Origin of the sequence: Fundidesulfovibrio magnetotacticus (assembly GCF_013019105.1) — a bacterium.
GTDB classification, from domain to species: domain Bacteria; phylum Desulfobacterota; class Desulfovibrionia; order Desulfovibrionales; family Desulfovibrionaceae; genus Fundidesulfovibrio; species Fundidesulfovibrio magnetotacticus.
In genome coordinates, this window is sequence record NZ_BLTE01000003.1 from 153,045 (window position 1) to 165,638 (window position 12,594).

General features: G+C 67.0%; 9 protein-coding genes. 5 read left to right on the forward strand and 4 right to left on the reverse strand.

The window, feature by feature from the left end; genetic code table 11:
• Positions 1 to 84: 84 nt before the first annotated feature.
• From NNJEOMEG_RS05065 to NNJEOMEG_RS05080, 4 genes are all read left to right on the forward strand, one after another.
• On the forward strand, positions 85 to 732 hold the full coding sequence (locus NNJEOMEG_RS05065) for an endonuclease III domain-containing protein (protein ID WP_173081954.1): 648 nt from the start codon (positions 85 to 87) through the stop codon (positions 730 to 732).
• Positions 699 to 1,742, forward strand: a complete 1,044-nt coding sequence (locus NNJEOMEG_RS05070; protein ID WP_173081956.1) for a murein hydrolase activator EnvC family protein — start codon at positions 699 to 701, stop codon at positions 1,740 to 1,742. Before NNJEOMEG_RS05065 ends, NNJEOMEG_RS05070 begins: the two co-directional genes overlap by 34 nt.
• A gap of 73 nt (positions 1,743 to 1,815) precedes the next feature.
• Entirely contained in the window at positions 1,816 to 3,114 is a 1,299-nt protein-coding gene (locus tag NNJEOMEG_RS05075) for a S41 family peptidase (RefSeq protein ID WP_173081957.1), read from the forward strand.
• 1 nt (position 3,115) lies between these two features.
• Entirely contained in the window at positions 3,116 to 4,042 is a 927-nt protein-coding gene (locus NNJEOMEG_RS05080; protein ID WP_173081958.1) for a divergent polysaccharide deacetylase family protein, read from the forward strand.
• 750 nt (positions 4,043 to 4,792) lie between these two features.
• On the opposite strand, the gene NNJEOMEG_RS05085 is transcribed toward NNJEOMEG_RS05080, so the two are convergent.
• Both NNJEOMEG_RS05085 and NNJEOMEG_RS05090 read right to left on the reverse strand, forming a co-directional pair.
• Complete coding sequence (locus tag NNJEOMEG_RS05085) at positions 4,793 to 6,232, reverse strand: outer membrane homotrimeric porin (RefSeq protein WP_173082194.1); 1,440 nt, start codon at positions 6,230 to 6,232, stop codon at positions 4,793 to 4,795.
• Between the two features lie 701 nt (positions 6,233 to 6,933).
• On the reverse strand, positions 6,934 to 7,656 hold the full coding sequence (locus tag NNJEOMEG_RS05090) for a carbonic anhydrase (protein WP_173081959.1): 723 nt from the start codon (positions 7,654 to 7,656) through the stop codon (positions 6,934 to 6,936).
• 261 nt (positions 7,657 to 7,917) lie between these two features.
• Between NNJEOMEG_RS05090 and NNJEOMEG_RS05095 the strand changes: the two genes are divergently transcribed.
• On the forward strand, positions 7,918 to 8,148 hold the full coding sequence (locus NNJEOMEG_RS05095) for a hypothetical protein (RefSeq protein ID WP_173081960.1): 231 nt from the start codon (positions 7,918 to 7,920) through the stop codon (positions 8,146 to 8,148).
• A gap of 106 nt (positions 8,149 to 8,254) precedes the next feature.
• On the opposite strand, the gene NNJEOMEG_RS05100 is transcribed toward NNJEOMEG_RS05095, so the two are convergent.
• Both NNJEOMEG_RS05100 and NNJEOMEG_RS05105 read right to left on the reverse strand, forming a co-directional pair.
• The gene (locus tag NNJEOMEG_RS05100) at positions 8,255 to 11,398 is read right to left on the reverse strand and encodes an efflux RND transporter permease subunit (protein WP_173081961.1); all 3,144 of its coding nucleotides are present in this window, start codon (positions 11,396 to 11,398) and stop codon (positions 8,255 to 8,257) included.
• Between the two features lie 9 nt (positions 11,399 to 11,407).
• A complete protein-coding gene (locus NNJEOMEG_RS05105) occupies positions 11,408 to 12,532 on the reverse strand; it encodes an efflux RND transporter periplasmic adaptor subunit (protein ID WP_173081962.1) in 1,125 nt (374 codons plus the stop codon).
• Positions 12,533 to 12,594: the final 62 nt, after the last annotated feature.

The following is a 12,594-nucleotide window of genomic DNA, read 5'->3' on the forward strand; positions in this document are numbered from 1 at the left end:
GTCTTGGAACGTTCATACACGAGGCCTCCGAATTTGCAACGCGGGGGCCTTGCCCGCCGGGCGCGCCCTGGCTAGAAGAGGGGCATGTCCCGCCGGGAGACCCTTCACGCCTGCTACGACGCCCTGCTCGCCGCCCACGGCCACCGGGCTTGGTGGCCCGCGCGCACGCCTTTCGAGGTGTGCGTGGGGGCGGTGCTCACCCAGAACACCTCCTGGAAGGGCGTGGAAAAGGCCATCGAAAACCTGGACGCAGCCGGGGCCCTCGCCCCCCGCGTGCTGCGTTCCCTGGACCCGGCACGCGTGGAGGCGCTCATCCGTCCCGCCGGCCATTTCCGGGTGAAGACGCGCAGGCTCGCCAACCTCCTGGAATACCTCGACGCAGCCTGCGGCTTCGACTTCGACGCCCTGGCCGCCCGTCCCATGGACGCCGTGCGCGGGGAACTCCTGGAAGTCAAGGGCGTTGGGCCGGAGACGGCCGACTGCATCCTGTGCTACGCCCTGGGCATGCCGAGCTTCGTGGTGGACGCCTACACCCGGCGCATCCTCTCGCGCCACGGGCTCGTCCCCGAGGACATCGACTACCACGAGCTGCGCGACTACTTCATGGACGTGCTCGACCCCGACACGGCCCTCTTCAACGACTTCCACGCCCAGCTGGTGCGCGTGGGCAACCTTTACTGCAAGGCACGGTCCCCCCGGTGCGACGTCTGTCCCCTCTCCTTCATGCGCTGATCCTGGCCCTGGCGCTGTCGGCCCCCGCCCGGGCCCGCCCGCCCCAGCCCCCGGAACCCACTCCCGCCGAGCGCGCCCAGTCCGCCGAGGTGGAGAAAACCTGGGGCAACATCTCCTTTCTCCAGCAGCGCCTGGCCAGCCAGAAGGCCCGTCTGGCCGCCCTGGACGAGGAGGCCCGACGCCTGGACCGCGAACGCAAGTCCATGGAGGAGGTGATCGAGGCCCTGGGGCGGCGCATCACCGGGATGCTCCCAGGGCTGTGGCAGATGGACGTGCGCCTCAAGGGCATCCTGGACGCCACCGTCGCCCCCTGGGACGAGGCCGACCGGGGTCTCTCCTGGATGGGCGCGGTCTACGCGCAGGCCCGGCGCGAGATGGCCGAATTCAAGGACCGCAACGTGGAGCTGGCCGCCACCCTCACGCGCATCGCCCGTCTGGCCCCCGAGACCCAGGCCCTGGCCGCCCAGGCCGAGAAGACCAAGGACACCCTGCTGGCCGAGCGTCTGGCTTTGCTGCGCGAACTCGCCACCCCGCGCCGCGAGAAGCTCGCCCCGCGCGAGCAGCTGGAACGCGTGCTCGAACAGGCCAGCCTCGCCGAATTCGACCCCCAGGGCGCGCGGGAGAATCCCTTCACGCCGGACGGCCTGGTCAGTTCGCCCGCGCAGGGGCGCGTCAGCTCCACCTTCGCCCCCGAGGCCAATCCGCCCCGCGTGGGAGTGGGCGTCTCCACCCCGGCGGGCGAGAAGGTGCGCGCCGTGCACTCCGGGCGCGTGGCCTTCGCGGGCGAGATCAAGGGGCTGGGGCGCGTCGCCGTGGTCGAGCACGGGCGCGACACCCGCAGCGTCTACACGGGTCTCGCCTCCGTGGACGTGAAGCCCGGGCAGGACGTGGCCCAGGGTGACGTGCTGGGTCAGGCGGGCGAGGCTCCCTCCGGCGGCCCAGGCATGTCTTTTGAATTGCGTTTTGGGTTGAAACCCATTAACCCCAGCCGATGGTTTCCGGCCAGCTGATCCGCTGACCGGAATCCGCGCTTTTCCACGCTGGCGGCCACCCCCCTACCGGGCGGCCGCGGGAGGCTCGTCCATGTCCCGACTGAACAAGGTCCTTACCGCATTTCTCCTGGCCGCGATTCTCTGCTGCGCGGGCCTCGCCCTGGCGCAGCAGCAGCAACAGCAGGAGGACCGCTTCGGCCCCCTCAAGCGCTTCAGCCAGGTGCTCGATTTGGTGGAAACCAACTACGTCAAGGATGTGACCCGCAAGGACCTCATCGACGGGGCCATCGTGGGCATGCTCCAGCAGCTGGACCCGCACTCCACCTTCCTCACCAAGGAAGACTTCAAGGAGATGCAGGTCTCCACCTCCGGCGAGTTCTCGGGCATCGGCATCGAGATCAGCGTCGAGAACGGCCGCATCACCGTCATCTCCCCCATCGACGACACCCCCGCCGACAAGGCCGGGCTGCGCGCGGGCGACGTGATTGTGGAGATCGAAGGCCAGACCACCCAGGACATGACCCTCATGGACGCCGTGCAGCGCATCCGCGGCCCCAAGGGCAAGCCCGTGAGCCTCACCGTGGTGCACAAGGGCTCCAACAAGCCGGAAAAACTGCGCATCGTGCGTGAAGCCATCCCCATCGTCTCCGTGAAGACCACGGAGCTCGAACCCGGCTACCTCCTCGTGCGCATCACCCGCTTCAACGAGAACACCACCAACGAACTCAAGGAAGCCGTCAAGAACGCCACCAAGGAGCGCCCCCTCCTGGGCCTCATCCTCGACCTGCGCAACAACCCCGGCGGGCTCCTCGACCAGGCCGTGAGCGTCTCCGACTTCTTCCTCACCAAGGGCCGCATCGTCACCATCAAGGGACGCCGCGACGAACAGCGCAAGGACTTCGACTCCAAAAAGGACGGCGCCGAACCCGCCGTGCCCGTCACCGTGCTCATCAACGCGGGCTCGGCCTCGGCCTCCGAGATCGTGGCCGGCGCCCTCCAGGACAACCGCCGCGCCCTGCTCGTGGGCGACAAGACTTTCGGCAAGGGCTCCGTCCAGACCGTCATCCCCCTCTCCGACGGCTCCGGGGTCAAGCTCACCACCGCGCTCTATTACACGCCCAGCGGCCGCTCCATCCAGGCCGAAGGCATCGAACCCGACTTCAAGGTGCCCCTCCAGGAACCCGACAAGGAGAAGGACCTCTTCGCGCAGGGCCATCAGGTCCGCGAACGCGACCTCTCCAGACACCTGGACAACCTCTCGCGCAAGAAGAAGTCCGCCGAAGGCGGCGACCCCAAGCTCAAGATCAAGGAGCTCATGGAGCGCGACAACCAGCTCAAACTGGCCCTGGAACTCCTCAAGTACGCCCCGGTGGCCTCGGCCGGAAACTGACGTGCCCCCCAGACGCCCCGCCACCCAGACGAACCGGCGGCGCGCAGCGAAACCCAAGCGCGGCCGGGTCAGCACCCCGGCCGCGCTTGTTTTTATCGCGGGCGTGGCCGCCTCGCTGATCATCCTTTTCTTCGTCTACGCCTTCTACATGCTCCCGGCGAAGCAGGAGGCCTCCAAACCCGCCCCCGCCAAGCCGACGCAGACCGAAAAGGCAGCCGCCGTCGCGCAGCAGCCAGACCCAGCGCCAGCACCTCCAGCAACCCCAGGGCAGCCCCGCCTCGTCATCGTCATCGACGATCTGGGCCAAAGCCTGGAACCCGCGCGCGACCTGCTGGACCTTGCCCTGCCCGTCACCTTCTCCATCCTCCCCAACCTGCCCGCCACCACCGAGACCGACGAGCTGGCCGCCAAGGCCGGCATGGAGGTCATCCTCCACCAGCCCATGGAAGCCGCCACCCAGCCCCGCGAAGAACGCGGAACCCTCAAGCCCTCCATGAGCGTCCCCGAGGTTGCCGCCACCCTGGCCGCGCACCTCGCGCAACTCCCCCATGCCGCCGGCGTCAGCAACCACACCGGCTCCAAGGCCACCGAAGATCCCGTGCTCATGGCAGCCGTCATGACCGCCCTCAAGGACAGGAAGCTCTTCTTCCTCGATTCCCTCACCACCTCCAAGAGCGCCGCGCAGGCCCAGGCCGGCCGTCTGAACGTCCCCTTCCTGGCCCGCAACGTCTTCCTGGACGCCGAACGCGGGCAGCAGGCCGCGCTGCTCCAGCTGGCCCAGGCCGAGAAAGAGGCCAAAGCCAAAGGCCGCGCCATCGCCATCGGCCACCCCTACCCCGAGACCATTGCCGCCCTTTCCACCTGGAGCATCCGGCGCGACAAGAGCGTGAAGCTCGTCACGCTGGGAAGCCTCCTCAAGGCCAATTAGACGTACAGTACGCTACAGGGCGCGTCCGGCGAGCTGCTGAAGCGTTGGAGGGGACACCCGCACCTGCCTGCAGGTGTTTCGCGTGGTCGCCCGGTGCGTCCATGGATGATGGGGTATTCGACGGGGATGCCTCCGGCGGGCAAAGATGGCACTGCCCTCTCTGCACACTCCCGGCAGGGCGCTGCCCTGCACCCGCTGGGGGGATTATCCCCCCCCAGACCCCGCAATTGCTTCGCGGGTTTCACCGTGTACGCCGGAGACGGACGCTCGCCAGGAGCAGCCCCCCGCCGGGAACACCATCTCCGCACGCGGAGAGGATCAAGGCAATTGTTGTGGATATCTTGAGGGCTCTTGATTCCGCTCGCCGAGAAACGCCACGTGACCCAAGGCCGGAACCCTGCCGCTTTGGCTGATATGACGGCCGAAGTGCGGAGCAGACGACCCGTCGATGTCGGATTCCATGAAAACCGAGAAGCAGTGAGGGAGGGCAGAGGGTAAGCCCCGTCGCCCTCCAGTGGCCCTGTCATCGTCTGAGCGGTCGCTGCACGGAGCCGTGCCCCTCGCATTCGCGAGGCGCAGTCGGAGACGGGAGGATGTACCCTTAGACCGCCGGAGGCCCTTCTTCGTCACCAACTGCGCACAGGGCTCAGCGTGCAGACCGTGTTCGCGTAGCTGCGGCGTAGGGGTGAGTGCAAAAGAAAACGGCCGGGACTTTCGTCCCGGCCGTATGGCGTGTCCGGCTGGCCCTTTTTAGAAGCGGTACTGCAGGCCGAAGGCAACCTTGAAGGCGTCGCCGTTCTTGGCCATGTTGGCAACGCGGCGGGTCCAAACGGAGTTCTCGAAGTCACCGTGGGACCAACCGGCTTCCACGATGGCGGCCAGGTTTTCGTAGATGTTGTACTGGTGGTCGAAGTTGATGGCGACCACGTATTCGTTCTGGGTCAGGTCGCGGCCCATCTGCACGTAGTTGCCGTTACCCCAGAGGGCGCGGGCGTTGCGCAGAGCAACGGAGGAGTTGGTGCCGCGAGCGTAGGTGAAGGTCAGGCGATGGGTCAGGTCCTGGATGAAGGAGATCTTGTTCAGGGAGAACACGAGGCCCCAGGAGCCGACGGGGTTCACGCCCATGTAGCCGCGGGTGTAAGCCTGCGAGGAGTCGAAGAGGAAGGAGGTCGAGGGACCCCAGTACCCCATGACGGTGGGCATACGCTCGGAGCCGTTGCGGGTGGAGCTGTCTTCACCAGTGGACCACCAGAAGGTCAGCTGGGGGGTGAGGATGTCCAGGCCGGTGTACTCGGCGGCCACGTCGAACCAGAAACCGCCGCGCTTGCTCTTGCCGCGATCGCTGTTGTTGCCGGTGCCGTAGATCACGTCGGCGTAGAACTTGAAGGGATCCAGCGCGGTGACGGCGAAGGAGCCGCCAACCCACCAGAACACGTTCTGGGCATTGGACAGGCCGGCGGGGGCAAGGGCGGTGCCGGCGGAGAACAGGTTGGAGGCCAGGGTGGCGCCCGCGTTGCCAGCGCCGGTGGCGTAGTTGGCGTTGCGGCCAGCGACGGCCATCATGCCCCAGGGAGTGGCCTTGAAGCCGTCCAGGGTGATGGGCAGGGCCAGCACGAAGGCGTCGAACTCGTCAGGCACCTGGGTGGTGGTGGGGTCCATGTCGCGGTTGGTGTCCAGCAGACGGGTGTAGCCGGCGATGATCTTGAACTGCTCGGCCACGGGGATGGTGACGATGGCGGCGGCGGAGCGCGAACCACCGAACACGGGGTTGCCGTTCATCAGGGCTTCGGAGGAGATGGGCAGACCCCAGTCCTGCATGCCGATGCTGAACTCAACGTCGGTGCCGGGCCACTTGAACTGCAGGTAAGCCTGGTACACGTCGATGGCGACGGCCGGGTTGTCCACAGTGTAGGTGCCGTTACCCCAGGGGGTGTTGTTGGCGCGGATGCCGAAGCGGAACTTCAGGCCTTCGTTGGCGATGAAGTCGGTGCGCAGGCGGAAACGCTGCCAAATGGCGAATTCGTCCATGGTGCGGTTGGCGTTGGTGTTCCAACCGGTGTAGTTCTGCTTGGCGAAGAAGGTGCCGTGGATACGGGCGTCGCCGGTCATCTTCACCTCGGTGGCGGCGGAGGCGATAGCCACGCAGCCGAACACCATGGCGAGGACCAGAGCCAGGGTAAAGCGCTTCATCATCTTTCTCCTTTGGCTTTGAAAGGGTTGCCGGACTTGACCGGGGCGGGGCCGCTTACCAGGGAGGCCCTTTCCCGATTTGCCATGGCCCTTTTACTAAACCCAAGGCGAGAGGTGCGCAAGTGGAAAATGAGGTTTTTTTGACTCTCGTATAAAATTTTTTACGGTCGAAAAAATTGTACCCGGTCGAGCTGGCCGGCACGCGGCGCGATGTTGCGCGAGCCCGTCACGGCCGGGAGAAGGCGGTCGCGCTGGCCGGGCATCGCAGGATGGCGCGCCTTGTCGGCTGTGGCGGCGTCGGAAGGGTGCGGGCAGAGATAGGCAGGCCGGACCGCTAGTCATTGCGCCCCAAGGAGCGCTGGCCGGGTGTGGTGGGAAGTAGAGGGCTCAGGGCCGGGAACGGGCGGAGGCAGAAGCAAAATTCCTGTCGCGGCGCTCCGGGCGGACGGCGGTCCTGCCGCCGGTTGCGGCTCCTGCCTGGGCCGCCTGTCAAAACGCGTCGGGAGGCGTGGAAACGGGGAGGCCTGGGCCTCCCCCAGTTTGATGACAACCCCCGAAGCGGGATTTGTGAGATACGTTTACGGGCGGCAAAGCCGCCCTGCTCCAGGCTGCGCTTCGCGCATGGCTGCTGAAAAGCCGCAAAGCCGACTTTATCAGCAGCCTCGGGGAGGCCTGGGCCTCCCCGCCGCTGGAGAACGATGCTATTTGGCCCCGCCGGTCAGGGCCACGAGTTCCGCCTGCTTGGGGTGTTCGCCCAGCCAGTTCACCTTGCCGGACTCGATGTCGTAGATGGCGCCCACGACCTTCACGTTGCCCGCCTTGACCATGTCGCGCATCATGGGGCTCTGCTTGAAGAGATCTTCGATGGACTGCCAGGTGTTGGCCTCGATGGCCTTGTTGGCCAGGGCTTCGCCGGTCAGGCCGGGGTTCTCGGCCTTCACGCGGGTGACGGGGGGCACGATGTTGGCCACCAGGGCGGGGATGTTGCCGTGGGCCTCGCCGCCGCCGAGCACGGCGTTCACCGCGCCGCACTTGGTGTGGCCGAGCACCACCAGCAGGTTGGAGCCCAGGTGGTCCGCGCCGTATTCGATGGTGCCCGCGCCGTCGAAGTAGGTGACGTTGCCGGCCACGCGCACCACGAAGAGGTCGCCCACGCCCGTGTCGAACACCAGTTCGAGGGGCACGCGGCTGTCGGCGCAGCCCAGGATGGTGGCGAAGGGCTTCTGGCCTTCCTTGGCGGTCATGGTGCGGCGGAAGGGGTCCTGATTGGGGTGGATGAGCTTGGCGGCCGAGAAGCGCTCGTTGCCGCGCTGCAGGCGTTCGAGGGCCTGGTCCGGGGTGAGGGTGGGCTTGGGCGCAGAGGCCAGGGCCATGGCCGCGCACAGGGCCAGGATCAAGGCGGCGATGAACGAAACGCGTTTCATGGGCAGTCTCCTCCGAAAGTGTTGTGTAGTAGCTCACTATCCTTCACAAATGGATTTTCGTCAAACGTAGCGGGCTGCGCAATGCGCTGACAGCGAATAAACCCGTGGCATGAGCGTCCCGGACAGCGGGAGGGAGTTCGTATGGCGTTGAAATTGCTGGATACGCTGAAGCAGGTGCTGGGCGCGGGGACTCCCGCCGCATCGGCTCCTGCGGTCGGGAACCTGGGGGAAGTTGCCCTGTCCGCGTGCGATCTGGAGGATGTGGACGCGTCGCTTGCGCGCCGCATGCGCCAGGGGGAGATCCTGGAACTGCGCCCCCGGGACGGCCGCGCGACGGCGTGGCGGGGGGAGCGCGCGGTAGGAGCGTTGCCCCAGGTGGAATCCGAGCGGGTGCTGGGCCTGCTGTCGGGCGGGGCGCGCCTGGGCTGTCGGGTGGTGCTGGCCGATCCTGCCGGAGGCGTGGTGCGGGTGCGGCTGTCGGTGCTCATGTAGGGCTGGTGGCCATGGACCGGCCGGGCAACCCGGAGGCGTGCACGGATCACGATGCATAACGCCCCGGCCGCCGAAGCCGCCGGGGCGCTGGTGCGCGCAAAGGGGGCTAGTGTTGTGGCTGGCCGCCGTCGTCGTGGGCCGCCGGGGGCGGCGTCAGGCGTTCGCTGAAGGTCTGGATGAGCACGTAGAACACGGGCACCACGAGCACGGCCAGCAGGGTGGAGGCGATCATGCCGCCGAACACGGCCGTGCCCACGGCCTGCTGGCTGGCCCCGCCCGCGCCCGAGGCGAAGAGCAGGGGCACCACGCCCAGGATGAAGGCGAAGCTGGTCATGAGGATGGGGCGGAAACGCAGCCTGGCGGCCTCCACGGCGGCCTCGGCGATGGGGCGGCCCTTCATGCGCAGCTCGCGCGCGAACTCCACGATGAGGATGGCGTTCTTGGAGGCCAGGGCGATGAGCAGCACCACGCCGATCTGGGTGTAGACGTTGTTGTCCATGCCGCGGATGTAGACGGCCACGGCCGTGCCCAGAAGGGCCAGGGGCACCACCAGGATCACCGAGGTGGGCAGTATCCAGCTCTCGTACTGGGCGCAGAGCACCAGATAGACCAGCAGGATGGCCAGGGCGAAGATGAAGTAGGCCTGGGAGCCCACGCGCTTCTCCTGGAAGCTCATGCCGGTCCACTCGAAGCCCATGGAGGAGGGAAGCTTGTCGGCGGCCATCTGCTCCATGACGGTGAGGGCCTGGCCGGAGCTGAAGCCCGGCGCGGACGAGCCGTAGATGGAGGCGGCGGTGTAGAGGTTGTAGCGGGTGAGGATGGGCGGGCCGATGATGTCGCGCGCCGAGACCATGGCCCCCAGGGGGACCATGTTGCCCTGGACGTTGGGCACCTGGAGGAGACCGATGTCCTTGGCGCGCAGGCGGAACATGGTGTCGGCCTGGACGCGCACCTGGTAGACCCGGCCGAACTTGTTGAAGTCGTTGACGTAGGCCGATCCCAGATAGGTCTGCAGGGTATTGAAGAGGTTGGGGATGGGCACGCCGTAGGTGAGCGCCTGGGTGCGGTTCACGTCGAGCCAAATCTGGGGTGTGGAGGCGTTGAAGAGCACGCTCACGCCCTCCAGGGAGGACTGGGTGCGCCCGGCGATCATCATGGAGCGCGTGGCCCCTTCCAGGGCCTTGGGTCCCAGGTTGCCCTTGTCCTGCACCACCATTTCGAAGCCGCCCGCCTGGCCGAGGCCCTGGATGGCGGGGGGAACCATCACGAAGCCCATGGCCTCCTGCATTCCGGAGAGGCCTGCCTGGATGTGCCCGACGATGGCCTGCTGGTCCTCGTTCTTGGCGCGCTTGCTCCAGTCCTTGTAGACGGGGAACACGGCGATGCAGTTGGGCTGCGAGACGTTGTCCATGATGGAGAGACCGCCGAAGGTGACCCAGTTGTCCAGGCCCGGGGTGGATTGCAGGATGGCGTTGACCTTCTGGTTCACCAGGGCGGTGCGCGCCAGGGAGGAGCCCGGCGGCAGCTGCACGGAGACCACGCAGTAGCCCTGGTCCTCCTCGGGGAGGAAGCCCGTGGGCAGCTGCATGAAGAACCAGAGCGTGGCGGCCACGAGCCCGGCGTAGCCGATCATCACCAGTCGGGAGTGGCCCACCATGAAGCGCACGGCGTGCTCGTAGAGTGCCTCGAACTTGCCGTAGACGAGGTTGAAGCCCCGGAAGAACGCGTTGGGCTCGGTGGTGCGCGGTTTGAGCCACAAGGCGCACTGGGTGGGCTTGAGCGTGGCCGCGTTGATGGCCGAGATCACGGCCGTGGAGGCGATGACCAGGGCGAACTGCCGGTAGAGCTGGCCCGTGATGCCCGGCAGAAAGGCCGCGGGCAAAAACACCGCCGTGAGCACCAGGGTGATGCCGATGATCGGCCCGAAAAGCTCGGACATGGCCAGGATGGCGGCGTCGTGGGAGTTCTTGCCGTGCTCCATGTGGTGCATGGCCCCTTCCACCACGATGATGGCGTCGTCCACCACGATGCCGATGGCCAGGATGATGCCGAAGAGGGTGATGAGGTTCACCGAAAAGCCAAGGCCCGCCATGGCCACGAACGCGCCCAGGATGGTGACGGGAACGGTGGTGGCGGGCACGAGCATGGCCCGCCAGTTCTGCAGGAAGACCATGATCACCACGAGCACCAGCACGGCGGCCTCGAAGAGGGTGTGGTAGACCTGCTCGATGGCCTTGTTCACGAAGCGGGTGGTGTCGAAGGGGATGGAGTATTCCAGGCCCGGGGGGAAGTCGCGGGCGAGTTCCTTCATCTTGGCCTTGATCTTGTCGGCCACGTCGATGGCGTTGGCTCCGGGCAGCAGGTAGGTGGCCATGCAGGTGGCGGGCTGGCCGTCCTTCTGGCCGAAGACGGAGTAGGTCTTTGCGCCCAGCTCCACACGGCCCACGTCGCGCACGCGCACGATGCGCCCGGTCTGGTCGAAGCTCGATTTGACGATGATGTCCTCGAACTGCGTCACGTCCTCCAGGCGTCCCAGGGTCTGGATGGTGAGCTGGAACACCTGGTCGGGCGGGGTGGGGGCCTGGCCGATCATGCCCGAGGCCACCTGGACGTTCTGGTTGGAGATGGCGTTGACCACGTCCTGGGCGGCCAGCCCCAGGGACTTGAGCTTGTCGGGGTCCAGCCAGATGCGCATGCCGTATTCGTCGGCGCCGTAGATGTTCACCGCGCCCACGCCGTTGATGCGCGAGATTTCGTCCTTGATGCGCAGGTAGGCGTAGTTGGAGAGGAAGAGGTCGTCGAAGCGCTTGTCGGGCGATTCCAGGGTGACCACCAGGAGGATGGCCGTGGACTGCTTGTTCACGGTGAGGCCCTGGCGCTGCACGTCCTGGGGCAGACGCGGGATGGCCACGTTGGCGCGGTTCTGGACGAGCACGGTGGCGATGTCCAGGTCGGTGCCCACCTCGAAGGTGATGTTCAACTGGTAGGAGCCGTCGGAGGAGGACTTGGAGGACATGTAGAGCATGTTCTCCACGCCGTTGATCTGCTGCTCCAGGGGGGCCGCCACGGTTTCCGCCACCACCTCGGGGCTCGCGCCCGGGTAGGACGTGGAGACCTGCACCGTGGGCGGCGTGATCTCCGGATACTGGGCCACGGGCAGGCGCATGAGCGACACCGCGCCCAGGAGCATCATGACCACGGCGATCACGTTGGCCAGGACGGGGCGCTCGATGAAGAACTTGGAGAACATGGCGGCCTGCTATTTCTTGGCTTCGGAGGGGTTCACCGGAGCGCCCGGGCGGGCCATCTGCAACCCCGTGACGATGACCGACTCGCCGCCCTCCAGGCCCTTGTCGATCACGCGCAGGCCGTTGACGGCCTGGCCCACGGTGACCGGCTGCTGGCGTACCACGTTCTTTTCGCCCACCACCAGCACGTAGTGGCCCACCTGGTCCACGCCCACCGCGCCCTCGGGCACGGTGAGGGCGTCGCGGCTCTCCAGGGGCGCGCGCAGGCGCACGAAGAGGCCGGCGAAGAGCTTGCGCTCCGGGTTGGGGTAGATGGCGCGCAGGAGCAGGGTTCCGGTCTGGGGGTCCACGCCCAGGTCGTAGTAGTCCAGGTGGCCGCGGATGGGGTAGCCGGTCTGGTCGGAGAGGCCCATTTCGATGGTCACGCGCTCGTCGGGCACGTCCTTGGGGGTGTGGTATTTCTGGATGCGCAGGAGGTCGCGCTCGGACATGGAGAAGTAGGCGTAGATGGGGTCTTCCTTGATGACGGTGGCCAGCACGGTGGCCTGCCCGCCGGAGCCCACCAGGTTGCCCGCGTCCACCATGCGGCGGCTGACGCGGCCGTCGAAGGGGGCGGTCACCTGGGTGTAGCCCAGGTTGATGCGCGCGATGTCCAGGCTGGCCTTGGCCGATTCCAGGTCCGCCTTGGCGGAGTCGTGCTCGCGCTGCCACTTCACCACTTCGGTGTCGGGTCCGGCGCGTTCGGCGAAGAGCTTCTTGGCGCGGGCCAATTCGGTGACGGCCTGGGTGAGCCGGGCCTTGGCGGAGTCCACGTCGGCCTGAGCGCGTTCCACCTTGGCCTGGTAGGGCGCTGGTTCGATGACGAAGAGCAGCTGGCCCTTCTTCACGTCCTGGCCGTCGGCGAACTTGATCTGCTGGAGGAATCCCTCCACGCGGGCGGTGAGGTTCACGGTCTGCACGGCCTGGGTGTTGCCGGTGAATTCCAGGTAGTCCACCACGCGCTGGCGCACGGGCTTGGCCACGGTCACCTCCGGCGGCGGCGGCGGGACGTAGGCGTTTCGGCCGTCGCAGGCCGCGAGGGCGGCCAGGGTCAGGGCGGCTAAGAGGGCCGCGAGGGGCGTGGCGATCTGGCGCATGCGTGGGGTCCTTGCGCCGGCGGGGGGCTTTTCGGCCCGTCCCTCCGGCCGGATGCATCGGT